Source organism: Paraburkholderia sp. BL6669N2, from assembly GCF_003387275.1.
Classification (GTDB): domain Bacteria; phylum Pseudomonadota; class Gammaproteobacteria; order Burkholderiales; family Burkholderiaceae; genus Paraburkholderia.
The window spans coordinates 2,376,520-2,400,346 of record NZ_QUNA01000001.1 but is presented as its reverse complement, the minus strand read 5'-3'; the positions used below and the strand labels follow the sequence as shown (position 1 = coordinate 2,400,346).

The 23,827-nt window shown below is 64.5% G+C and carries 20 protein-coding genes, 2 tRNA genes and 1 pseudogene; 9 read left to right on the top strand and 14 right to left on the bottom strand.

Annotation, left to right across the window (positions count from 1 at the left end; all coding sequences use genetic code 11):
• Positions 1 to 191 precede the first annotated feature (191 nt).
• Entirely contained in the window at positions 192 to 2,336 is a 2,145-nt protein-coding gene (locus B0G80_RS10915; protein WP_116117996.1) for an ATP-dependent helicase, read from the top strand.
• An 86-nt stretch (positions 2,337 to 2,422) separates the two neighbouring features.
• Here B0G80_RS10915 and B0G80_RS10910 read toward each other — a convergent pair whose 3' ends face one another.
• The 8 genes from B0G80_RS10910 to fdxA form a co-directional block, all read right to left on the bottom strand.
• Positions 2,423 to 3,196, bottom strand: coding sequence for a DUF4088 family protein (locus B0G80_RS10910; RefSeq protein WP_116117995.1), 774 nt, complete (start codon positions 3,194 to 3,196; stop codon positions 2,423 to 2,425).
• Between the two features lie 284 nt (positions 3,197 to 3,480).
• Entirely contained in the window at positions 3,481 to 3,804 is a 324-nt protein-coding gene (locus B0G80_RS10905) for an AzlD domain-containing protein (RefSeq protein WP_106283783.1), read from the bottom strand.
• A complete protein-coding gene (locus B0G80_RS10900; protein ID WP_116117994.1) occupies positions 3,801 to 4,562 on the bottom strand; it encodes an AzlC family ABC transporter permease in 762 nt (253 codons plus the stop codon). The genes B0G80_RS10905 and B0G80_RS10900 overlap by 4 nt, the downstream gene beginning before the upstream one ends.
• Positions 4,563 to 4,930: 368 nt before the next feature.
• The gene (locus B0G80_RS10895) at positions 4,931 to 5,761 is read right to left on the bottom strand and encodes an AraC family transcriptional regulator (RefSeq protein WP_116117993.1); all 831 of its coding nucleotides are present in this window, start codon (positions 5,759 to 5,761) and stop codon (positions 4,931 to 4,933) included.
• A 98-nt stretch (positions 5,762 to 5,859) separates the two neighbouring features.
• A complete protein-coding gene (locus B0G80_RS10890) occupies positions 5,860 to 6,336 on the bottom strand; it encodes a CreA family protein (RefSeq protein ID WP_116117992.1) in 477 nt (158 codons plus the stop codon).
• 189 nt (positions 6,337 to 6,525) lie between these two features.
• Positions 6,526 to 6,601 (bottom strand) — tRNA-Asn (locus B0G80_RS10885).
• Between the two features lie 62 nt (positions 6,602 to 6,663).
• A tRNA-Asn gene (locus B0G80_RS10880) sits at positions 6,664 to 6,739 on the bottom strand.
• A 117-nt stretch (positions 6,740 to 6,856) separates the two neighbouring features.
• Entirely contained in the window at positions 6,857 to 7,180 is a 324-nt protein-coding gene (fdxA, locus tag B0G80_RS10875) for a ferredoxin FdxA (RefSeq protein WP_064268471.1), read from the bottom strand.
• Positions 7,181 to 7,479: 299 nt separating this feature from the next.
• Between fdxA and pncB the strand changes: the two genes are divergently transcribed.
• From pncB to B0G80_RS10850, 5 genes are all read left to right on the top strand, one after another.
• Complete coding sequence (gene pncB, locus B0G80_RS10870) at positions 7,480 to 8,676, top strand: nicotinate phosphoribosyltransferase (RefSeq protein ID WP_116117991.1); 1,197 nt, start codon at positions 7,480 to 7,482, stop codon at positions 8,674 to 8,676.
• 141 nt (positions 8,677 to 8,817) lie between these two features.
• Positions 8,818 to 9,480, top strand: coding sequence for a lactate utilization protein C (locus B0G80_RS10865; RefSeq protein ID WP_116117990.1), 663 nt, complete (start codon positions 8,818 to 8,820; stop codon positions 9,478 to 9,480).
• 74 nt (positions 9,481 to 9,554) lie between these two features.
• Positions 9,555 to 10,985, top strand: coding sequence for a sodium:proton antiporter (locus tag B0G80_RS10860; RefSeq protein ID WP_116117989.1), 1,431 nt, complete (start codon positions 9,555 to 9,557; stop codon positions 10,983 to 10,985).
• Positions 10,986 to 11,027: 42 nt separating this feature from the next.
• Positions 11,028 to 12,017: a D-glycerate dehydrogenase gene (locus B0G80_RS10855; RefSeq protein ID WP_116117988.1), complete on the top strand. Its 990-nt coding sequence runs from the start codon at positions 11,028 to 11,030 to the stop codon at positions 12,015 to 12,017.
• The gene (locus tag B0G80_RS10850) at positions 12,014 to 13,462 is read left to right on the top strand and encodes a DNA recombination protein RmuC (RefSeq protein ID WP_116117987.1); all 1,449 of its coding nucleotides are present in this window, start codon (positions 12,014 to 12,016) and stop codon (positions 13,460 to 13,462) included. The genes B0G80_RS10855 and B0G80_RS10850 overlap by 4 nt, the downstream gene beginning before the upstream one ends.
• An 86-nt stretch (positions 13,463 to 13,548) precedes the next feature.
• On the opposite strand, the gene B0G80_RS10845 is transcribed toward B0G80_RS10850, so the two are convergent.
• The 6 genes and pseudogenes from B0G80_RS10845 to B0G80_RS10820 form a co-directional block, all read right to left on the bottom strand.
• Complete coding sequence (locus B0G80_RS10845) at positions 13,549 to 14,037, bottom strand: GNAT family N-acetyltransferase (protein WP_116117986.1); 489 nt, start codon at positions 14,035 to 14,037, stop codon at positions 13,549 to 13,551.
• Entirely contained in the window at positions 14,037 to 14,312 is a 276-nt protein-coding gene (locus B0G80_RS10840; RefSeq protein ID WP_106283775.1) for a hypothetical protein, read from the bottom strand. The genes B0G80_RS10845 and B0G80_RS10840 overlap by 1 nt, the downstream gene beginning before the upstream one ends.
• Positions 14,313 to 14,398: 86 nt before the next feature.
• Positions 14,399 to 15,701: pseudogene (gene glp / locus B0G80_RS10835) on the bottom strand (gephyrin-like molybdotransferase Glp).
• 74 nt (positions 15,702 to 15,775) lie between these two features.
• A complete protein-coding gene (gene mobA, locus B0G80_RS10830; protein WP_408967699.1) occupies positions 15,776 to 16,438 on the bottom strand; it encodes a molybdenum cofactor guanylyltransferase MobA in 663 nt (220 codons plus the stop codon).
• A complete protein-coding gene (gene moaA / locus B0G80_RS10825) occupies positions 16,401 to 17,510 on the bottom strand; it encodes a GTP 3',8-cyclase MoaA (RefSeq protein WP_116117984.1) in 1,110 nt (369 codons plus the stop codon). Before moaA ends, mobA begins: the two co-directional genes overlap by 38 nt.
• A gap of 204 nt (positions 17,511 to 17,714) precedes the next feature.
• Positions 17,715 to 21,017, bottom strand: coding sequence for an Rne/Rng family ribonuclease (locus B0G80_RS10820; protein ID WP_116117983.1), 3,303 nt, complete (start codon positions 21,015 to 21,017; stop codon positions 17,715 to 17,717).
• A gap of 728 nt (positions 21,018 to 21,745) precedes the next feature.
• Here B0G80_RS10820 and B0G80_RS10815 point away from each other — a divergent pair.
• The 3 genes from B0G80_RS10815 to B0G80_RS10805 are packed head-to-tail and all read left to right on the top strand — an operon-like array spanning position 21,746 to position 23,824.
• Entirely contained in the window at positions 21,746 to 22,771 is a 1,026-nt protein-coding gene (locus B0G80_RS10815; RefSeq protein ID WP_116117982.1) for an RluA family pseudouridine synthase, read from the top strand.
• Positions 22,764 to 23,423, top strand: a complete 660-nt coding sequence (locus tag B0G80_RS10810) for an HAD-IIIA family hydrolase (protein WP_116117981.1) — start codon at positions 22,764 to 22,766, stop codon at positions 23,421 to 23,423. Before B0G80_RS10815 ends, B0G80_RS10810 begins: the two co-directional genes overlap by 8 nt.
• Positions 23,420 to 23,824 carry a Rieske 2Fe-2S domain-containing protein gene (locus B0G80_RS10805; RefSeq protein ID WP_116117980.1) on the top strand — a complete coding sequence of 135 codons (405 nt, stop codon included), beginning with the start codon at positions 23,420 to 23,422 and terminating at the stop codon, positions 23,822 to 23,824. Before B0G80_RS10810 ends, B0G80_RS10805 begins: the two co-directional genes overlap by 4 nt.
• Positions 23,825 to 23,827: the final 3 nt, after the last annotated feature.

Sequence of the window (23,827 nt, the reverse complement as noted above, 5' to 3'; positions counted from 1 at the left end):
ATGTTCTGCCTGCGAAAAATGGCCCGTGTGCACTCGTGCGACGGGCCATTTTTTTGTGCTCGTGTTCGCCCGCGCGGCCCACATGAAATGCAGACCTCGCATCCGGCTAAAAAAGGGTCGCTTGTCGGCGTAGGTTGTATGGATATACAGTATGCGTCGCCGCTCTGAATCCATCCAACGCCTAAACAATCGTGCTCCCAGTCGCCGAACCCGCGCCTTCCCCGACGTCGCCGACGTCCGACACCGCCGCCTGGCTGGCGAAGCTCAACGACGCGCAGCGCGAAGCCGTCGACTACGGCGCCGACACGCCCGTCGCACCGCCCGGCGCGCTGCTGGTGATTGCCGGCGCCGGCTCTGGCAAGACCAATACGCTTGCGCACCGGGTCGCCAATCTGGTGGTAAAGGGCGCCGATCCGCGCCGCATCCTGCTGCTGACCTTTTCGCGCCGTGCGGCGCTCGAAATGACCCGGCGCGTCACGCGCATCGCCGGCGCCGCGCTCGGTGCACGAGCCGCGCTCGCGCAAGGGCTGACGTGGTCGGGTACCTTCCATAGCGTCGGCGCGCGGTTGTTGCGCGAATACGCGGATCTGATCGGTCTTGCGCCGGCCTTCACGATCAACGACCGCGAGGATTCCGCCGATCTCATGAACCTCGTGCGCCACGAACTCGGCCTGTCGGCGAAAGAGCGGCGTTTCCCGGCCAAGGGCACGTGCTTTGCCATTTACTCGCGCGTCGTGAACACCGGCGCGTCGCTCGGCCAGGTGCTGGACAAGGCGTTCCCGTGGTGCCGCGAATGGGAAGCCGACCTACGCATGCTGTTCGCGTCTTACGTTGAAGCGAAGCAGAAGCAGAGCGTGCTCGACTACGACGACCTGCTGCTCTACTGGTCGCACATGGCCGCCGAGCCGGCCATCGCCGCCGACCTGTCGGGACGCTTCGATCATGTACTGGTCGACGAATACCAGGACACCAATCGCCTGCAGGCGTCGATCCTGCTCGCGTTGAAACCGGACGGCCGCGGCCTGACCGTGGTCGGCGACGACGCCCAGTCGATCTATTCGTTTCGCGGCGCGACCGTGCGCAACATTCTCGATTTCCCCGCGCATTTCGATCCGCCGGCCAAACAGGTCACGCTGGAGCGCAATTACCGCTCGAGCGCGCCGATCCTGGCGGCGTCGAACGCGGTGATCGAATTGGCCAGCGAGCGCTACACGAAGAATCTGTGGACCGACAAGGCCTCCGCTCAGCGCCCGCGTCTCGTGACCGTCGCCGATGAGGCGGATCAGGCGCGCTACATCGTCGAGCAGGTGCTGGAAGCGCGCGAGCAGGGCATGAAGCTCAAGTCGCAAGCGGTGCTGTTCCGCGCCGCGCACCACAGCGCCGCGCTGGAGATCGAACTGACCCGGCGCAACATTCCGTTCGTGAAGTTCGGCGGGCTGAAGTTTCTCGATTCGGTGCACGTGAAAGACGTGCTTGCCGTGCTGCGTTGGGCGGAAAATCCGCGTGATCGCGTGGCCGGGTTTCGCGTCGTGCAGTTACTGCCCGGCGTGGGACCGGCTACCGCGGCAAAGGTGCTCGACGAGGTCGCCGCGCGCGCGGGCAGCGGCAACCCCGCCGACACCGCCGGCGGCGCGCTGGCCGCCTTCGCCGCGCCGGCTCGGACGCAGGAAGACTGGCATCCGTTCGTCAAGCTGATGTCGAGCGTGTACGGGCGCCAGACACCGTGGCCCGCCGAGTTCGAAATGGTGCGCCGCTGGTATGAGCCGCATCTCGAGCGCAATCACGAGGACGCGGCGATCCGTCACGCGGACGTGTTGCAGATGGAGAGCATCGCGGGCACGTATCCGTCGCGTGAACGGTTTCTGACCGAGTTGACGCTCGACCCGCCCGACGCCACCAGCGACGAATCCGGCGTGCCGCTGATCGACGAGGACTACCTGATCCTGTCCACGATCCATTCGGCGAAAGGGCAGGAGTGGCGCAACGTGTTCGTGCTGAACGGCGTGGACGGGTGCATTCCGTCCGATCTCGGCACCGGCAGCGAGGAGGAAATCGACGAGGAGCGCCGCCTGCTCTATGTGGCGATGACGCGCGCGAAAGAGGACCTGCATATCGTCGTGCCGCAGCGCTTTTACGTGCACAACCAGACGCACATGGGCGACCGTCACGTGTGGGCCTCGCGCACGCGCTTCATTCCCGCGCATCTGATGCCATTGTTCGATGCCTATGCATGGCCGCGCGTCCCGGTTCCGAGCGCGCCCACGGCGGCCGGGCTGGCCGCGGCGGCGCAGGCGAAGATCGAGATCGGCGCGAAACTCAGGAAGATGTGGGATTGAGAGCGCGACGACGCGCTTTGATGCCGCGCATCTGATCCCGCCGTTGGCTACCGCGACTCAGTGGTGGCTTCCTGGGCTCTTTAGCCTCAGCGCGGCTGCGACTGCCGCTGCTGTTGCTGCGGCGCCGGACGCGGCGGCACGAAGAAATTACGCAGCCAGGCCGCCATCCGCGAAAACACGTCGTACGGCTCTTCCACGAAGATTTCCGGCTTGAGCAGGCGCAGGAACTCCATGATCTGCTGCGCTTCCTGCTTCTGGAACGAGCCGTGCGAAATACCCAGTCGCAGCAGCCCGCGCAGTTCGCCGAGCTTTTCACGCGCGGTGCTGCCCACGCTCGTTTCGCACGCCACCTTGGCCTCGTAGACGCGCTGGCGCAGCGATTCCACCAGCCGCCACGCCGGCGTCTGCATGACTTCCTCGAGCGCCTGAATGTCTTGCGCCGCGCTCTTGATCTGCGCCGCGAGCGGGTCGATCAGCACGGCGTCGCCTTCCGCTTCCTTGACGATGGCCGCCGCCCAGTCGCGGCACTGCTTGGCGAGTTCCTCCGGCGTCCATTCCGAGCGGGCCGCGAAGCCGAAGCCGAACTCGCCCGCCTGCCGCATCAGAATCGCGACGACATCCGGAAACTCCTTGTCCAGTGTGCGTTTCGCCCAGGCGTACTGGCCGCCCTGCAACATCCGCTGAACCGCGTGTTCGGTCAGCGGCACCATGTTGTCGAGCAGCTTGGCGCGCAAAAAATCCTCAAACGACGGCGTCGCGAACTGCGGATCGAGCTTCAGCGATACCCGCAGGAAAGCGTCGAAATCCTTGCGCAGCGTCGCGATGGTCTCGTCTTTGAGCGTGAGGGTGATTTGACCCATGTGTTATCCCGTTTGGTCCTGCCGCGCGGCCTCGCCACGCCGCCTGGCCGCGCGGGCCTTGGGAGACGCGGCGTTCGATGCCGGCGCGCTTGATTCCTGCCTGATGCCGCATAACCAGCGGGACGTATCCCGACGAGCGGACCTCGACTGCATAACGGCGGATCGGCGGGAAACTTAAGGGAGCGCGGGGCGGGCGCGCCCGCTTTAGAGGGAAGCGTCGCCTGGCTTGCGCGGGCGTGGCGCGAGCCGGCCGACGCTGTCGCTGCCTTGAAAGCGGCGTGTGTCTATTTCAGCACGACGCATTGCCAGACAAAAAAGACCGTCAGCCCGACGGCGATGGTCAGCAGCGGCCGCCGCGTCAACGCGCTGACGAGCACCGCGGCCAGCGCGCCGACCAGTTGCGGATTACGCCAGGTCAGCTCGGCGTCGCCGCCGTGCGGTGCAACCGCCATCGGCACGATGATCGCGGTCAGCACGGTGACCGGCACGAAGCCGAGCGCCGTGCGCACCAGCGGCGGAAATACCAGCCGGTCGCCGAGCACGAAGACGGCGGCGCGGATCACCCACGTAATCGCCGCCATGCCGAGAATCAGGACGACGTAGTTCATCGCGAGGCCTCCACGGTTTTGCCGTTGCCGCGCAGGTTGGGCCGCGACGTCGACAGCAGGACGCCGATCGCCACGCCCGCGAACACCGCGCCAAGCAAACCAAGCTTGTAAGGCCACGCCTGCCAGAAGAAGGCCAGCATGCCCGCGGTGACGGCCGCCGCGATATAGCGCAGCGCGACGAGTTGCGGCACGACGATCGTGATGAACGTGGCGACCATCGCGAAATCGAGGCCGAGCGATTGCAGGCCGGGGAAAGCCGCGCCGAACAGCAGGCCGCCGACGGTCCAGAGCTGCCAGTTCAGGTACATGGCCAAGCCGGCGCCGAAGAAGTAGTGCGGGCCCACCGTGCCGGGCTCTCGGTGCCGGTAGTGTTCCCACGCGACGGCGAAGACTTCGTCGGTGAGCAGCGCGCCGAGCGCCCAGCGCCAGCGTGCCGGCAAATGCGCGACGTGCGGCGCGAGCGTGGCGCTGTACAGCACATGGCGCAGATTGACGACGAGCGTGGTCGCCCAGATGACGGCAAAACTCGCATGTCCGGCAATCAGGCCGAGCGCGATGAACTGCGCGGAGCCGGCGAACACGACGAGCGACATCAACTGCCCATGCCAAAGATGCAGCGGGCCGGATGCGACGAGCGTGCCGAAAATGACGCCGAAGGGCGCCGCGCCGACCATCATCGGGATGATGTCGCGCGCGCCGGCGGTGAACTCTTTGAAATGGCCTGGGTTTGTGGGCCGGCCTGCGGTGGGATGGGTCAATCTGGCCTCCTTGATTCGGGAAGCATAGCGGCGGTGGCTGGACGGGGCTTGTACGTTCTTGCGGATGGCCAATGGTTCGATGCGGCGGCGCGCACGCCAGGCGATGTCATGCCGCCGGAATGAGCAAATAAGATGGCACGCCGGGTCGCCAGTAATGTAGACGCTGGCATCGTGTCTGCCGGTTGGATTGGTCGGGGCCGCAGCGCGTAGGCGGCAACCGTTCGCGTACTGGCGAGCACATGGAGTGGTCGAGGCAGCCGGGCAGGCAGGCCGTGGGCAAGAGTACCCACTTGCGTCTTGCGGTGCGGCTGGAGTGCTTGAGGCAGCAGGACGCGCAGCTCGCCGGCAACGCACGCACCCGCGCCGCGTCACAAGCCCTGCCAGCGCCCGGGCGGCACGCCGAACATGCGCCGGAAGTGTCGCGTGAAGTGGCTCTGGTCCGTGAAACCGCTGGCGGCGGCGACCTCCGTGACAGAAACTCCCGCGCGCAGTGGCGCGAGCGCGCGCTGCAAGCGCACCTGATTGCGCCACGCGTGGGGCGGCAGGCCGGTCGTCTGGGTGAAAAGACGCGCCGCGTGGAACGGCGAGAGTCCCGCTACCTGGGCCATTTCAGCGAGCGTGACGGGCTCGACGAGGTCGCCTGTCAGGCGCTCCTGCATGAGCGTCACACGAGCGTCGTCGGTGGGGAGGCGCGAACGCGCCGGTTGGGTTTGCGCGTAACGCACCAGCAGCGTGGACAAGGCGTCGAGCATGGCGGCTTCGGCGGCGAGCGCGTCGTCGCCCGCCTCCAGCAGACGATGCGCATGTGCCAGCCGCGTGGCCAGATCCGGATCGCGGATCACACCCGGCGCAAACCAAGGCAACGCCTGAGGCCTGCCGCTGACCTCATTGGCAAGGGCGTGGATGAAATCCACCGGCGCATACATCACGCGATACCGCCAACCCGCCTCGACCGCCTTCGAGCCGGTGTGCAACTCGCCGGGATTGATGATCGGTACGCTGCCGGCTTCGGCGACATAGTCGGAGCCGAGATACCGATACCCCTCGGCGCCCGCCACGATCACCGGAATCGTGTACGCATCGTGCCAATGCGGCGTGAACTCGTGATTGTGATATTCGGCCGTGAGCAGGTCCGCGCCGGGTAGAAGCGGCGTGCGCCAGTAGCGGGCGGAATCCTGGAAACGATGGGCGGCGGTCACGATGAAATTCCAGCTGGGCCGGTCAGTGTAGCGCGTCGCGACCCTGCCGCGTCACGCGCCGGCGTGCCGGCCGACTGCGTTTTGCCGTAGGGCGGCGTTCACTTGACCGGGATCGTTGTTCCGGCCGGCATCGGCACGGCGCTCACGCTGTTCTTCGCGCTGCCGCTGACCACCCGGTCGCTGTAGGTGAGATACACCAGCGAGTTGCGCTTCGCGTCGACCACCCGTACCACATGCAGCGACTTGAAGACGAACGACATGCTCACCGAGAACACGTCGGCCTGTTTCTTCACCGGGCCCGTGAAGTGAATTTCGCCGACCTGGCGACAGGCGATCGACGCCTCGGTGGGATCTTCCGCGATGCCGAGCGTACCCTTGACGCCGCCGGTACGCGCCCGCGACACGTAGCAGGTCACACCCTGAACCGCTGGATCGTCATAGGCCTCGACGACCACGCGGTCGGAGCCCGTGACGCGGAAATTGGTATTGACGCTGCCGACTTCTTCGCCGTGCGCCGAAGGCAGCAGGAGGGCGGCGGCCGCCACAAGCGAGATGCGCAACAAAGTGGTTTTCATGGAATGTGCTTGCCGGAAATTGAGCGCCTAGGTTGGGCGCGGGGCGTGCGCCGGGATTGCCATCGTATAACGGCCGGCGGTCACGGGCGACGCGGGCATGGCATCGACCAGGGCGGGGTGACGCGGTTCGGCGGCGTGCGGCGCGCAAAAAGAAAAAGGCCCGCACGAATGCGGGCCTTCCAAATTTTTTGGCTCCTCGACCTGGGCTCGAACCAGGGACCTACGGATTAACAGTCCGGCGCTCTACCGACTGAGCTATCGAGGAACAGCAGTACAACTTAACCTACATAAAAAAGCCCGTCTTGGTTAACGGGCTTTTGCAATTCTTGGCTCCTCGACCTGGGCTCGAACCAGGGACCTACGGATTAACAGTCCGGCGCTCTACCGACTGAGCTATCGAGGAACAGAACAACAAACAGCAGAGAAACGAAATTGTAGGAGCAGCTTAAGCGCCTGTCAATACCTTGTGTTCATCTCGATTTCATTCGAATCCGGCGATGCACGCCACAGGCAGCGAGGCTCAGCGCACGAGCAGCTCGAGCTTTTCCTTCACGTCCTTGAACTCGTCCGCTTCCGGCAGCGGTGCCTTGGTCTTGGTGATGCTCGGCCAGTTCTTCGCGAGATCGGCATTCAGTTCGATGAAGTTCTGCTGGTCGCCCGGCACGTCTTCTTCGGCATAAATGGCGTTCACCGGGCACTCGGCCACGCACACGGCGCAGTCGATGCATTCATCGGGGTCGATCGCGAGGAAGTTGGGACCTTCGCGAAAGCAGTCCACCGGGCACACATCGACACAGTCGGTATAGCGGCACTTGATGCAGCTTTCGGTCACAACGTGAGTCATTCAGGCAGCTCCTGCATGCGGTATCTGGGGAGGCGGAAACGCCAAAAGCGCTATTGTATCGTAACGTCAAGAGGCGCATGCGGCATCGCGCGACACCGTTTATACGTTTTCGTGATTAGTTTATGGCGTGCGCCGTATGGCTCCCTTGAGCGCCCGGTGCGAGCGTCTGGCGGCGCGCTGAATGCCGACGCATTCGGGTAACATGCGTCAGGTCGGTACGCACGGGGCGTGCCGTCGCGCATGGGTGAGTCGGCTTTCGTGGCAGGCCTTCCGTTTTCCGCAGTCCAGTTCGCACCATCATGATTATTACTTCGCTGCTCGACACCGATCTGTACAAGTTCACGATGATGCAAGTGGTGTTGCATCACTTTCCCGCGGCGAATGTGGAATATCGCTTCCGCTGCCGTACGCCGAATGTCGATCTCGTGCCGTACATCGGCGAAATTCGCGACGAAGTTCGCAAGCTCTGCCAGCTGCGCTTCACTGACGACGAGCTCGACTACCTGCGGCGCATGCGCTTCATCAAGGGCGACTTCATCGAGTTTCTCGCGCTGTTCCATCTGAACGAAAAATACATTTCGATCGAAGCGTCGCCGAAGGGCAATGGCGAAATCGATATCGAGATCAAGGGGCCGTGGCTGCACACGATCCTGTTCGAGATTCCGATGCTCGCGATCGTCAATGAAGTCTACTTCCGCAACACCCAGCAAATGCCGGACTACAGCGAAGGGCGCGGGCGCCTCGTCGACAAGATTCAACTGCTCGGCGCGCGTCCGGAATTCGCCGACTGCAAGATCGCCGACTACGGCACACGGCGCCGCTTCTCGAAGCAATGGCACGAGGAAGTGATCCTCAAGCTCAAGGAAGGCCTCGGCGAGCAGTTCGCCGGCACCAGCAACGTGTTCTACGCAATGAAGCACAGCCTCACGCCGCTCGGCACGATGGCGCACGAATACCTGCAGGCGTGCCAGGCGCTCGGTCCGCGGCTGCGCGACTCGCAGATCTTCGGCTTCGAAATGTGGGCCAAGGAATACCGCGGCGACCTGGGCATCGCGCTCTCCGACGTGTACGGCATGGAGGCGTTCCTGCGCGACTTCGACATGTACTTCTGCAAACTGTTCGACGGCGCGCGCCACGATTCCGGCGATCCGTTCGACTGGGGCGAACGCCTGCTCAAGCACTACGAAGCGAACCGCTGCGACCCGCGCACCAAGATCCTCGTGTTCTCCGACGCGCTCGACATTCCCAAAGTCCTGCAACTCTACGAGCGCTTCCGCGGCCGCTGCAAGCTGGCCTTCGGCGTGGGCACGAATCTGACCAACGACCTCGGCTACAACCCGCTGCAGATCGTCATCAAGATGGTTCGCTGCAACGGTCAGCCGGTGGCGAAGCTGTCGGACTCGCCGGGCAAGAACATGTGCGAAGACAAGGCTTACCTCGCTTACCTGCGCCAGGTGTTCGGCATTGCGCAGCCCGAGGAAGAAGCGGCGAAGTAACGCGGTTCATCGCTAGCTGCCGGTAGCTTATGCCGCGCGTGCGATGCGCGGCAATAGACCGTTCGGCCAGGGTGTTCGCGCGCAGGGTGGCCGGTATAATTCTCGCCATATCGCACGGCTGTCGACACGAGGATTTCGCACATGGACACATCGATTGCACGCCGCAACATCCTGGCGCGCATCCGCGCGGCGCAAGGGCGCGAGCCCGAGCCGTCCGCTTCCGAGCACGAGGCCGCGGCGGACTATCTCGCGCGTCATCCTGCCGGCCCGCGTCCGGACATGCCTGCCGACCTCGTTGCACACTTCATCGAAGAAGCGCAAAAATTGGCGACCACGGTGGACTCGGTTGAAGCACTGAGCGACGTGCCGGCCGCGGCGCACCGCTATCTCGCGCAGCATGCGTTGCCGCTGCAGGCCATCGCCTGGCAAACGCTGCGAGATCTGCATTGGGCCGAAGCCGGCCTCACCGTCGAATTTCGCAAGCCGCAAGACGGCGACGTGGTCGGTCTCACCGGCTGCTTCTGTGCGACCGCAGAGACCGGCACGCTGGTGCTGCTGTCGGGGCCGGAAACTTATGCTTCGGCGGGTCTACTGCCGGAAACACACATTGCCATCGTGCCGGCTTCGCGCATCGTCTCAGGTCACGAAGAGGCGTTCGCACTGATCCGCAAGGAACGTGGCGAACTGCCGCGTGCGGTCAACTTCGTCTCCGGGCCTTCGCGTACCGGCGATATCGAACAGACCATCGTGCTCGGCGCGCATGGGCCGTACCGGGTGCACGTGATCGTCGTGCAGGGCGCCTGAGCAGCAAACGCGCCCGTGCATCAGGACGCATGCTCCGCTGTGCGGCCTTAAGCAATAACAAGGACTTCAAATCTATGAAACAACGTGCCGCCTGGACGGGCATGGGGTTCGCAGCTGCATTGACGCTGGCTGGCTGGCCGGAGTTGGCATCTGCCGCAACGCTCGACGGCGCGGCTTTGTCGGCGCTGTGGGGGCTGCCGTTCGCGGGCGTGCTGCTGTCGATCACGGTATTTCCCATGATCGCGCCGGCGTTCTGGCATCACCATTTTGGCAAGATTGCGGCGGCGTGGGCGCTTGTGTTTCTCGTGCCGTTCGCCGTCAACTACGGAAGCAGCGTCGCATTCGGCACGCTCGTGCACGCGCTGCTCGAAGAATACATACCGTTCATCGTGTTGCTGACGGCGCTCTATACCGTGGCGGGCGGCGTCTGCGTACGCGGCAATCTGCATGGCACGCCGCGCCTGAACGCGGCGATCCTCGCGCTCGGCACCTTGCTCGCCAGCGTCATGGGCACGACGGGCGCGGCGATGCTGCTGATTCGCCCGCTGCTGCGCGCCAACGATAATCGCAAGCACGTCGTTCACGTGGTCGTGTTTTTTATCTTCCTCGTGGCCAACGCGGGAGGGTCGCTTTCGCCGCTGGGTGACCCGCCGCTCTTTCTCGGCTTTCTGCAGGGCGTGAGTTTCTTCTGGACCACCGTGCATCTCGCGCTGCCGATGTTGTTCGTCTGCGGTGTGCTGCTGATCGCGTTCTATGCGCTGGACTCGTATTACTTTCATCGGCGCGAGGAAGAGCGTTCCCTTTTTCTCGATCCGACACCCGACACACCGCCACTCGGCATCGACGGCAAAATCAATTTCGTGTTGCTGGCCGTGGTGATCGCGCTCGTGCTGATGAGCGGCCTGTGGAAACCGGGCGTGGAGTTCGACGTGTTCGGCACGCAGGTGGCTTTGCAGAGCGCCGTACGCGATGCCGCGCTGATCGTCGTCACCTTGCTCTCGCTGGCACTCACGCCGCGCGCGGCTCGCGCGGGCAACGACTTCAACTGGGCGCCGATCGAAGAAGTGGCCAAACTGTTCGCCGGCATCTTCGTGACGATCGCTCCGGTCATCACGATTCTGCGCGCCGGCGAGGCGGGCGCGTTCGCGGGCATCGTTCATCTGGTCAAAGACGCCTCGGGCCAGCCGCACGATCTGATGTACTTCTGGGCGACCGGCCTGCTATCTTCGTTTCTCGACAACGCGCCGACTTACCTCGTGTTCTTCAACCTGGCCGGCGGCGACGCGCAGACGCTCATGACCACCGGCGCCACCACGCTCGCGGCGATCTCGGCGGGCGCGGTGTTCATGGGCGCGAACACGTATATCGGCAATGCGCCGAACTTCATGGTGAAGGCCATCGCGGAATCGCGCGGCGTTCGCATGCCGGGTTTTTTCGCGTATATGGGCTGGTCAGCCGCCGTGTTGTTGCCGCTTTTCCTCATCACCGGCTGGCTCTTTTTTTGACGCCGAGGCAATCGAACTCGACGCGTTTTACGGAGAATTGAAATGCAGAAGATCCTCGTCGCCCGGCCGATCTTTCCCGATGTGATCGAACGGCTCAAACAGTATTTCGACGTCGACTGGAATCAGGGCGACGTGTTGCCCGCCGACCAACTGAAGCGTCGTCTCGCGGATAAAGACGGCGCGCTGACCGCGGGCGATCCGGTCGGCGCCGCCGAACTCGCCGCGGCGCCGCGTCTGCGCGTGGTGTCGAATATGGCGGTGGGCTACAACAACTTCGACATGGCAGCCTTCAACGCGGCCAACGTGCTCGGCACCAATACGCCGGACGTGCTCAACGAATCGACCGCGGACTTCGGCTGGGCGCTGATGATGGCGGCGGCGCGCCGCATCACCGAATCGGAGCACTGGCTGCGCGCGGGCCAGTGGCAGAAGTGGGCGTACGACGCGTTTCTCGGCAGCGATCTGCACGGCTCGACGCTCGGCGTGATCGGCATGGGCCGTATTGGCCAGGCGCTTGCGCGTCGTGCGAAAGGTTTCAACATGCAGGTGATTTATCACAACCGTTCGCAGGTGGCGCCGGAGATCGAGGCCGAGCTGAACGCGGAGTACGCATCGAAGCAGGATCTGTTGCGGCGCGCTGATCACGTTGTGCTCGTTCTGCCGTACACGAAGGAGAACCATCACACGATCGGCGCGGCAGAACTCGCGCTCATGAAGCCGAGCGCGACGCTCACCAATATCGCGCGCGGCGGTATCGTCGACGACGCGGCGCTCGTCGAGGCGTTGCGCTCGAAGCAGATTGCCGCCGCCGGTCTCGATGTGTTCGAAGGCGAGCCGAATCTGAATCAGGATCTGCTCAGCGTCCCGAATGTCGTGCTCACGCCGCACATTGCCAGCGCCACTGAAGCCACGCGCCGCGCCATGGCGAATCTCGCCGCTGACAATCTGATCGCGGGTCTGGGCGAAGGTCCGCGCGCGGGGCGGCCGCCGAATCCGGTCAACCCCCAGGTCATCGGCAAGGCGCGTTCATGACAATGTATCTGGTGGCGGCCGTTGCCCTCCTGGCGGTCGCATTGGTTATCGCTCTGGTTTTGCTGATGCGTGCTCATGGCCGGGCGGAGGACAACGAGCAATTCGAGTTGCTCAACGAACGCATGGACGCCACGGCCGACGCGCAAGCGCACGCCTACGAGCGGCTTGAGCGGCAACTGCGCAATGACATCACCGAGACGGCGCGCGTGTCGCGTACCGAACAGAGCAGCGGTTTCGCGCATTTTCAGCAGACGCTGGCCGCGCAGTTCAGCAGCATGACGACGGTGCAGGGCGGCAAGATCGACGGTTTCGCCCAGCAGCTCGACGCCGTGCGCCACAGTCTGCAGGCGCAGGCCCAGCAGGCGCGTGACGAACAAGGCCGCTCGCTCAAGCAGTTCGGCGATACGCTGAGCCTGCAGTTGGGGCAACTCACCGAGGCAAACGACCGCCGCTTCGCCGAAGTGCGCGCGACCATCGAGCAGCGGTTGAAGGATATCGAGGCGAACAACTCGCTCAAGCTCGACGAAATGCGCCGCACCGTCGACGAAAAATTGCACGCTACGCTTGAACAGCGTTTGGGCGAGTCGTTCAAGCTGGTGTCGGACCGGCTCGAACAGGTGCACCGCGGACTGGGCGAGATGCAGACACTGGCCGCCGGCGTCGGCGATCTGAAAAAGGTTCTCACGAATGTGAAGACGCGCGGCACGTGGGGTGAGGTGCAGCTCGAAGCGTTGCTCGAACAACTGCTCACCGCCGACCAGTACGCGAAAAACATTGCGACTGTCCCGAGAAGCGCGGAGCGCGTCGAGTTCGCGATCAAGCTGCCGGGACGCGCGGAGCAGGGCGCTGCGGCCACACCGGTGTGGCTGCCCATCGATGCCAAATTTCCGCGTGAAGACTACGAGCGTCTGATCGAAGCGCAGGAGCGCGCCGATCCGGTCGCGGTGGAGGACGCATCGCGTGCGCTCGAAGCGCGGATTCGTGCCGAGGCGCGCATGATCGCGCAGAAGTACGTGTCGCCGCCGCACACCACCGACTTCGCGCTGCTGTTTCTGCCGACCGAAGGGTTATATGCGGAAGTATTGCGCCGGCCGGGCTTGACGGACCTGTTGCAACGCGACTATCGCGTGACGATTGCGGGGCCGACCACGCTGACCGCCTTGCTCAATAGTTTGCAGATGGGTTTCCGCACGCTCGCGATCGAGAAGCGATCGAGCGAGGTATGGCAGGTGCTCGGCGCGGTGAAAACGGAGTTCGGCAAATTCGGCGATGTGCTGGCCAAGACGAAGGCGCAACTGGAGACGGTGACGCGCTCCATTGAAGCGGCGGAAACGCGCACGCGCGTCATGAGCCGCCGATTGCGCGACGTCGAGGCGTTGCCGGGCGAAGAGGCGAGCGGGTTGCTCGGCGATGCGCTGTCGGGCGTGGATCCCGACGAGCAGTGATGGAGTGCAGCTAGCGGTGGGCTAGTCGCGGCGGCGTGGCAAGTTGGCTCCGCGAAAAGCAACGCAAGAACACGCCTGGCACTCGCTCAGGCGCCTGCGCCCGCCGCCAGCTGTTCCAGCGCCTCACCTGTCAGACGCACCACACGCCAATCCGGCATGACAGTCGCGCCCATCTTTTCATAGAAGCTGATGGCCTGCTGGTTCCAGTCCAGCACGGTCCATTCGAACCGCCCGCATTGTCGTTCCACCGCCAATGCGGCAAGACGCTGCAACAACGCGGTGCCAAGACCGCCACCGCGTTGCGAGGGTTGCACGTAGACGTCTTCGAGATACAGTCCGCGCTTGCCGACGAAGCTCGAGTAATTGTGGAAGAACAGCGCATAGCCGACGATGCGGCCTTCGTTTTCCGCCACCAACGCCTCGATTGAAGGCCGCGCCCCGAACAGCGCGTCGCGCAAGCCGTCTTCGGTTGCGACGAACACGTGCGTGAGGCTTTCGAACTGCGCGAGTTCGTACGTCAGCGCGAAGATGGCGCCGGTGTCCGCGGGCGTGGCGGCGCGAATCCTCGCGGGCATTACGCCTCTTCCGGTGCGTCGGTCAGATGGATTTCAATGCCGCCGAAGCGCGACGCCACCCAGTTGTACGCGTGGCATGCGATCCACAGCAGGATGAAACCGAGAATCGCATTCAGCAGCAGCGCGCTGAACACCGTGCTCAGTTCCACCGAGCCATAGCGCACGAACGCGACCAGCACGCCCAGCAGCACGATCGGCACCGAAAACGTCAGGTACACGAGGATGAGTGCTTTGGCCGTCTGTCCCGGTGCAATGAACGAGATCTGTTTTTTCATGTAAGTCAAACCCGTGTGTCGTAGTAGTAGTGGGTAAAGCAGCAAATGAGCGCCGGCGGGTGCGTTGCCTCAGCCCGCGTCAGCGGTCAGATGAGTCCGTCGAACAGCATGATGGCGACGCGCTCACCTTCGGCGATCTCGCCTTCATCGTGCCTGAGCACGATGAAGCAATTAGCTTCGCTCATCGAACTCAGCACGCCGGAGCTCTGCGAACCGGTCGGCGTGACGTGCCATTGTCCATGCGCGTCCTGCTCGGCCAGACCGCGCTGGAATTCGGTGCGCCCGGCGCGTTTGTGGATGGCCCGCCGGCTCATGGCGTGAATGACCGGCAGCGGTTGCGGCGTGGCGCCCGACATCAGCAGCAGCACTTCGCGCACGATCTGATAGAACGCCACCATCACGGCGACCGGATTGCCCGGCAAACCGAAGAATAACGCGGGACGCCCGACACCCGGCCGCTCGCCGGACCAGACGCGGCCGAAGGCGAGCGGTCGGCCCGGGCGCATGGCGAGGCTCCAGAACGCGACGTCGCCAAAAGTTTGCAGCAGTTGCCTGGTGAAATCCGCCTCGCCGACCGAGACGCCGCCCGAGGTCAGCACCACGTCGGCATTCGCCGCGGCGCTGCGCAAGGCGTCTTCCATTGCGGCGGGCTCGTCGCGCACTACGCCGAGGTCGAGTGTGTCGATATTCAGGCGCCGCAGCATGGCGAACAGCGTGTAGCGGTTGCTGTCGTACACGCAGCCTGGATCGAGCGGCTCGCCGAGCGAGCGCAATTCGTCGCCGGTCGAGAAGAAAGCGACGCGCAAACGCCGCCTGACATTGACTTCGCCGATACCGAGCGAGGCCAGCAACCCAAGGTCCGACGCACGCATGATGCGGCCCGATCGCAGCGCGGCATGGCCGCGCGCGAGGTCTTCGCCGGCGAGGCGCCGATTTGCGCCGGCCGTTACGGCGTTGGCCGCAAAGCGAATTGAAACGGAATCGGCGCCGCGCTCGACGAGCTCTTGCGGGACGACGGTGTCGCAGTCGGCCGGCATGCAGGCGCCGGTCATCACGCGCACGCATTGCGAGGCCTCGACGCGGCCCGCGAACGGATGCCCGGCCAGCGCCTTGCCGACGATCGCCAATTCGACCGTGGCCGCGCCCGTGGCGAGTGCCGCACGGTTGAACGCGTAGCCGTCCATGGCGGAATTGTCGTGCGAGGGGACGTCGATCGGCGACACGATATCGGCCGCGAGCACGCGGTCGAGCGCGTCGCGCAAGGCCACGCGTTCAATGGCCGTGACCGGCGCGGCCCACTGGCGAAACAATTGCCTGTGCGGCCGGGACAGGCAGCGCGTGAGGATCGTACTGCGCGACGCAGCGGGAAAATTCGTTAGGCGTGGTCATGAAGAGCTGAGCGTCGCGACCGGCGGCGGAAGCGGCGGTTGCCGTGCGGCCGGAGCGGGATTTCAACCGTGGCCTCAATCACGCTGGAGGTCGGCGAGTTCCTGTAGCGAATTGATATTGTAAAACGCGCGCTCGTCGGTAAAGACGACTTCCACCGTCTTGTGGCGCGCGTACCACGCGCGCACTTTACGCTCGCCGGCTTCGAGGAAGGCCGAGAGATCGTCGGCGAGACTCGTGCGCACAAGCGCGAAGACCGGATGCAAGGACGTTTGGCCGTGCGCGTCGATGGTGGTGACCGTGGCGACGTCGGCTCCGTGCGAGTCCAGCGCGTGCGCGAGGCGTTCGGCCAGGTCGGCGGGCAGCCACGGTGAGTCGCAGGGGGCACTGAGTAGGTAATTGCCATCGGCTGCGCGTAAGCCGGCGAGCAAGCCTGCCAGCGGGCCCGGAAAGTCGGCCAGGGTGTCCGCCACTACCGTGGCGTCGAATGGCGCGCCGAGCGCGTTGTAGGCCTCAGGGTGACGATTGGCGCTGATCAGCAGGGCGCCGGTTTGCGGCGCGAGGCGCTTGAGCACATGGACGGCGAGCGGCTCGCCATGCAGCATTTGCAGACCCTTATCGGCGCCGCCCATGCGCATGCCGCGGCCGCCCGCAAGCAACAGTCCGGTGATGTGGTCGCGCGTCGGCTTCACGTGCCGCCGCTCAGCCGCCGATGTACGACATCTCGACGCGGCGGCCATCGCGCACGAGCGACTCGGCGGCGTTGCTGCCGCGCAGTTGCGAATAGCGGTCGCCGCGCTCCTGCCAGATTTCGGCGATGGCGGTGGCGATGTCGGCGTCGCTCGCGCCGTTGCGCACCAGCGCGCGCAGGTCGTGCCCCGACGAGGCGAACAGGCACAGGTAGAGCTTGCCTTCGGTCGACAGACGCGCTCGCGTGCAACTGCCGCAAAACGCGCGCGTCACACTCGAAATCACACCGATCTCGCCGCCGCCGTCCACGTAACCCCAGCGCTGCGCGGTCTCGGCGGCGCTGTGTGCTTCGAGCGGCGCGAGCGGGAAGTGTTCGGCAATGCGCGTGACGACGTCGGCGGACGGCAGCACTTCCATCATGTTCCAGCCGTTCGACGTGCCCACGTCCATGTATTCGATGAAGCGCAGCACCGCGCCCGAGCCTTTGAAGTGACGCGCCATCGGCACGATTTCGCTGTCGTTGGTGCCGCGCTTAACGACCATGTTGACCTTGACCGGCGCGAGGCCGACCGCGTGCGCCGCGGCAATGCCGTCCAGCACGTCGCCGACGGCGAAGTCCGCGTCGTTCATGCGGCGGAACAGCGTGTCGTCGAGCGCGTCGAGGCTCACCGTGACGCGGGTCAAACCGGCGTCTTTCAGGCTGCGCGCCTTGCGTTCCAGCAGCGAACCGTTGGTGGTCAGCGTCAGATCGAGCGGCCGGCCCGCCGGCGTGGTCAGTTGCGCGAGGCGTTCGATCAGGAATTCCAGATTCTTACGCAATAGCGGTTCGCCGCCCGTCAGACGGATTTTCTCGACGCCGTGTGCGACGAACAGTCGCGCCAGCCGTTCAATCTCCTCGAAGCTCAGCAAGGCGCTGTGCGGCAAAAACGTGTAGTCCTTGTCGAACACCGCGCGAGGCATGCAATAGACGCACCGGAAATTGCAGCGATCCGTGACCGAAATGCGCAGGTCGCGCAACGGCCGCGCAAGCGTGTCGTGCAGCGCGCCACTGGGCGTCTGCACGGGGCCGGCGATGACCGGCACAGCGCTGAGATCGGCAACAGGGATGATGCGTCGGGACATGAATTGCTTCGATGAATGCGTCGGTTTGTGCTTGAAATTAGAGCTAGATATTCATTCTATCGGAAATGCTTCAGGCGGCAGGGGTACCCCAGGCCGTGTCGGGGTATACGGGGAGTGGCTTATCGCGGCGCGTTCGAGCTGCGGCGCGCGCCCATAAAAAAAGCCCGCCGGTGAGGGCGGGCTTTTTGAGTGCGGCGGGGCGGCTTACTGCGGGTGGCCGCCTGTTTCCACCTGTTGCATCGGCGCGCTGTCGAGCGGCGGCAGCGGTTTGCGTTCGCGCACCACACGAGCCGGCTTGACGGTCTGCGAAGCAGCTTCCTGAGCCGCGCGCAGCTTGTCGGCGTCGGTGTTCACCCAGACGAGGCCGGCTTGTTCCAGCACCGGCTGCAGGGCTTCCGCCGACACGGCGGCCTGACGCGGCGCTTGCTGCGCAGCTTGCGGTGCGACGGCGACGGGCGCCGGTTCGATCGCTGCCGATTCGGCTGCCGGTGCTACCGCTGCCACGACCGGCTGCGGTTCGACGATCTCAGCCTGCGGTGCAGGTTGAGCAGCGGGCGCTTGGACCACCACAGCGGGAGCCGCGGTTTCGACCGGAGCCGGAGCAGCGGCTTGCGCTTCGGCAACCGGCGCAACTGCCGGCGCTTCAACCTGCGCTTGAGCCGGGGCTTGGGCACGTGCGACCGGTTCGACCAGCGAAACCGTTTCGCTAGCGGCCGGCGCAGCTTGCGTTGCTTCGACCGGCTCCGCAGCGGCTTGCGCCACCGGCGTTTCGGCGACCGGCTCGACGGCGGCTGGCGCAACCGGCGCTTGCGCGACCGGTACCACCGTTTCCGTCTTCGCAGCCTTTTCGACGGCCAGAGCCGGCGTTTCGCTTGCGGCGTGCAACTCCGTGACCACGACGGTTTCCGTTGCGACAGCAGCCACCACCACTTCCACCGGCGTCACGTCCTTCGCCTCGACAACTTCCGGCTTGCGTTCGACCGGCTGATGCGCCGTGCGCACCGGCGCTTCGTCGGTTGCGCTCGCGTTGTCGCCTTCAGCTTCCGCCACGTCCGCCGCCAGATTGCCGTTCACGTCCTCTTCACGCTCACGACGGCCACCGCGACGGCCGCGACGGCGACGACGACGCTCTTCGCCTTCACGCGCCACAGCTTCCTGATCGATCGGCGCGCCGTTTTCGCCCAGAGCGGTCTGGTTTTGCACCAGTTCTTCCGCCGTTTGCGCTTCGCTTTGCGTCAATGCGTCCGCGGTTTCTCCTTGCGGCTTGCGGCGTTCGCCACGTTCAGCACGCTCGCCACGCTCACGGCGCTCGCCGCGTTCCGGACGTTCGCCACGCGGTGCGGCTTCCGCCGTTTCCGCGCGCTCGGTGCCGCGATTGTCGCGGTCACGGTTTTCACGACCCTCGCGCGGCTCACGAGCCTCGCGAGCCTCGCGCGGTTCACGGCCTTCGCGGGCTTCACGCGGCTCCCGATTGCCACGCGGTTCGCGCGGTTCACGTGCTTCGCGCGGCTCGCGGCCTTCGCGTGCTTGCACCTCACGGCCTTCACGCGGCTCGCGCTCTTCACGGCGTTGCGACGGCTGCTGACCTTGGCCTTGACGGCCACCAGTCGTGCCTTCGCCACGGCCCGCTGCGTCGCGAGTGCCTGTGCCGGTACGGCGATTACGGTTGCGATCGCCGCCGCGTTCGCCGGTGCGCTCACCGCGCTCCGTGCGTTCGCCGCGTTGCGGACGTGCCTGCTTGTCAGTCGGCGCCGGTGCGACAGGCGCCGGAGCGGCGGGCTGCACGCCGAACAGATTCTTCAACCAGCCGATGAAGCCGCCGCTTGCCGGCGTGACCGCGACCGGAGCCGGGGCGGCGACCGGGCGAACCGGCGCGCTCGGCGCCGGCTTTTCAGGCGTGATGCCCTTGACCGCCGCTTCCTGCTTCGGCTTCACTTCTTCGGTGCGCTTGCTGTAACCGGTTTCCGATTCCAGTTCGCGGGCCGCTTCTTCGGCCATCTTCCACGAAGCGCGCGGATCGTCGAGGCGCGCGTCGTCGTGACGCAGACGCTCGAGTTTGTAATGCGGCGTATCGAGGTGCTTGTTAGGGATCAGCACGACGTTGACCTTGAAACGCGATTCGATTTTGTTGATCTCGGCGCGCTTTTCGTTCAACAGGAAGGCGGTCACTTCGACCGGCACCTGGCAATGGATTGCCGCGGTGTTTTCCTTCATCGCTTCTTCCTGAATGATCCGCAGCACTTGCAGTGCGGACGATTCGGTATCGCGGATATGGCCCGTGCCGTTACAGCGCGGGCAGGTCACGTGGCTGCCTTCCGAGAGGGCCGGACGCAGACGCTGACGCGACAGTTCCATCAGGCCGAAACGCGAAATCTTGCCCATCTGGACGCGCGCACGGTCGTGCTTGAGCGCGTCTTTCAGGCGCTGTTCGACTTCGCGCTGGCTCTTGGCCGATTCCATGTCGATGAAGTCGATCACGATCAGACCGCCCAGGTCGCGCAGGCGCAACTGGCGGGCGACTTCGTCCGCGGCTTCGAGGTTAGTGCGTGCGGCCGTTTCCTCGATGTCGGCGCCCTTGGTGGCGCGTGCCGAGTTCACGTCGATCGCGACCAGTGCTTCGGTGTGGTCGATCACGATCGCGCCGCCCGAGGGCAGCGGCACGGTGCGTGAGTACGCCGTCTCGATCTGGTGTTCGATCTGGAAGCGCGAGAAGAGCGGCACGTCGTCGTGATACCGCTTCACCTTGCTGACATTATCCGGCATCACGATGTCCATGAAGGCGCGGGCCTGGTCATGGATTTCGGTGGTGTCGATCAGAATTTCGCCGATGTCCGGCTGGAAGTAATCACGGATCGCGCGGATCACGAGGCTCGACTCGAGATAGATCAGCATCGGCTGACCGCTCGAACCGCTTTGCGACGCGGCTTCGATCGCGCGCCACAGTTGCATCAGGTAGTTCAGGTCCCACTGCAGTTCTTCGGCGCTGCGGCCAATGCCGGCCGTGCGCGCGATGATGCTCATGCCTTCCGGCAGTTGCAGTTGCGCCATGGTTTCGCGCAGTTCCTGCCGGTCGTCGCCTTCGATCCGGCGCGACACGCCGCCGCCGCGCGGATTGTTCGGCATCAGGACCAGATAGCGGCCGGCGAGCGAGATGAACGTGGTCAGGGCCGCGCCCTTGTTGCCGCGCTCTTCTTTTTCGACCTGAACGATCAGTTCCTGGCCTTCACGCAGCGCGTCCTGGATGCGCGCGGAGCGCATGTCCACGCCGTCGCGGAAATACTGGCGGGCGACTTCCTTGAACGGCAGGAAGCCGTGGCGGTCTTCGCCGTAGTTGACGAAACAGGCTTCGAGCGACGGCTCGATGCGGGTAATGATGCCCTTGTAAATGTTGCCTTTGCGCTGTTCGCGCCCGGCGGTTTCGATGTCGATATCGATGAGTTTTTGCCCATCGACGATGGCGACGCGCAGTTCTTCCTGCTGCGTCGCGTTGAACAACATTCGTTTCATTGAACGGCTCCAGAGCGGCTTAGCCTGCCCCTCCGCCGCGCGGTTGTCAGTCGCGAGGGCGAAGCGGGCAGCGGCATGCCGCGCCTTATTGTGTTTTCACAAGCACGCTGGAGCGGGAAAGCTGGTGGGAGAATTGCCTGAGAGGGCCCGGCCCATAAATGGGCACGGTGCCGCAGGGCACATGCGAACACGGCTTCAAATAACGACCCGACACGCCGCGGGTTCTGCCGGCCGACCTTCATAAGCCTTCGTCCACTCGCGCCGGTGCGCCAACTGGGCGCGTGACCGGAGGGTCGAAGGCTGCGGTCGTGCCGCAGCGGGAAGTTCGCGCAGTCGGCGCGTCTTTTCCTGCTGGGGGTGTCTCGCCTCATTTTGACGTCGCCATGTCTTGCATTTTCTACAAGACGCCTTGGGCGCACGCCGTATTTTCGCAACCTGCAGCTTCGTACAGCAGGGCGTCAGACCGCCCGATACCGAAGCTGAAAGTTAAATTCTTTTTTACCAAAATTCCGTTACCGTCGAAGCCGACCTTGACCGAACGCGCCTGTGGGCGCCGTCCCTGCCGGGTGCTGACCTCGTGCGTGCAACTTGTTGCATCTCATTTTCAGGGTGAGCAACCAGACCCCGGCGCAAGTAAAATAACGGTTTATCGCTTGCACCTGCGCAATCCGCCCGAATTCCGGACACTGCGCCGGCCGCCGCAGACTGCTGGGCAAATTATATTCAGAATGAAAGAGTTAGGCAAAATATCCCAGAAATCGGTCGCAAGCGACCAGGTCTCGATGATCGAAATCGATGACAGCGCGGCCGGACAGCGCATCGACAACTTTTTGTTGCGCGTCTGTAAAGGCGTGCCCAAAAGCCATATCTACCGCATCCTGCGCAGCGGGGAAGTGCGTGTGAATAAGGGCCGGATAGACGCGCAGTACCGTCTCGAACTGGGAGATCTGGTACGCGTGCCGCCCATCCGCGTCGCTCAGCCGAGCGAAACGGCCTCCCAGGCGCCGGTCCCGGCCGCCCATTTCAAAATTGTTTTTGAAGATGACCACATGCTGGTCATCGACAAACCGGCCGGCGTCGCGGTGCATGGCGGCAGCGGTGTCGCGTTCGGCGTGATCGAGCAGATGCGCGAGGCCCGTCCGCAGGCAAAATTTCTCGAACTGGTGCATCGGCTGGATCGTGAAACCTCCGGCATCCTGATGCTCGCCAAGAAGCGTTCGGCACTCGTCAATCTGCACGAGCAGATTCGCGAGAACAAGATGGACAAGCGCTACTATGCTTGCGTTCACGGCGACTGGGCGAGCGACTGGGGCCGCCGCCGCGCGGTCAAGGAACCGCTGCACAAGTACTTGACGGCCGACGGCGAGCGCCGCGTGCGCGTGCAACCGGACGGTCTTGCGTCGCACACGGTGTTCAATCTGATCGACCGCTGGCCGGAATACGCGTTGCTCGAGGCGGAACTGAAGACCGGGCGCACGCATCAGATCCGGGTCCACTTGCAGCATCTGGAACTGCCGATCGTCGGCGACGCCAAGTACGGCGACTTTGCGCTTAACAAGGCACTGGCGCGTGCCAACGCCAAGCCGGGCCTGAAGCGCATGTTCCTGCACGCTTACCGGCTGAAGCTCGCGCATCCGGCGACCGGCGCGCCGCTGCAGTTCGAGGCGCCGCTGCCGGCCGAATGCCGCAGCTTTATCGCGCAACTCAACGAACTAAGAAATGGGTCACACCCGGAGACGACACCGCATGGCTAGAGAGCAATTTGATCTGATCGTCTTCGACTGGGACGGGACGCTGATGGATTCGACCGCGCACATCACGCGCAGCATCCAGTCGGCGTGCCGCGACCTCGGTCTTCCGGTTCCCGCCGACGAGGCGGCCAGCTATGTGATCGGCCTAGGTTTGCGCGACGCGCTGCAGATTGCCGCGCCCACGCTCGATCCGTCGGACTATCCGCGGCTGGCCGAGCGTTACCGCTTCCATTATCTGGTGAAGGACCAGACCACCGAGCTGTTCACCGGCGTGCGCGAGATGTTGCAGGAACTGCGCGATCAGGGCTATTTGCTGGCCGTGGCGACGGGCAAGAGCCGCGTCGGGCTAAACCGCGCGCTGGATCAGTCGCGCCTGACGAGCCTGTTCGACGGCACGCGCTGCGCCGACGAAACGTTCTCGAAGCCGCACCCGGCGATGCTGCACGAATTGACGCGCGAATTGGGCCAGGACAATGCGCGCACGGTCATGGTCGGGGATACGACGCACGATCTGCAAATGGCGATCAACGCGGGCGTCGCGGGTATCGGCGTCACGTATGGCGCGCATCCTGCGGATTCGTTGAACGCGTTGTCGCCGAAGTTCGTGGCGTCGAGCGTCAGTGTGCTGTCCGGCTGGCTGCGAGAGAACGCATGAGCACCGCTGCCACGCAAGCGCCGGAGGAGGCGGTTCGCGTCTGCGCATCGGACGAACTGCTGGACGGCGGCGCGGGCGTGCGCCGTGCAGCGAAGTTCGGTGGCGGCGACGTCGTCGTGTTTTTTGTCCGTTACGATGGCCGCGCTTACGGCTACCTGAACCGCTGCGCGCACGTTCCGATGGAACTGGACTGGGCCGAAGGGCAGTTCTTCGAATCGTCCGGTTTATACTTGATGTGCGCTACACATGGCGCGATTTACGCGCCTGATACGGGCAAATGCGTCGGCGGTCCGTGCCGCGGCGGCAGGTTGCGGCCGGTTCAGGTGGACGAACGCGATACGCCGGAAGGCCGAGCCGTTTTCTGGCTGCCGGACGGCGAACTGCGCCCGGCCACACCCTGATTT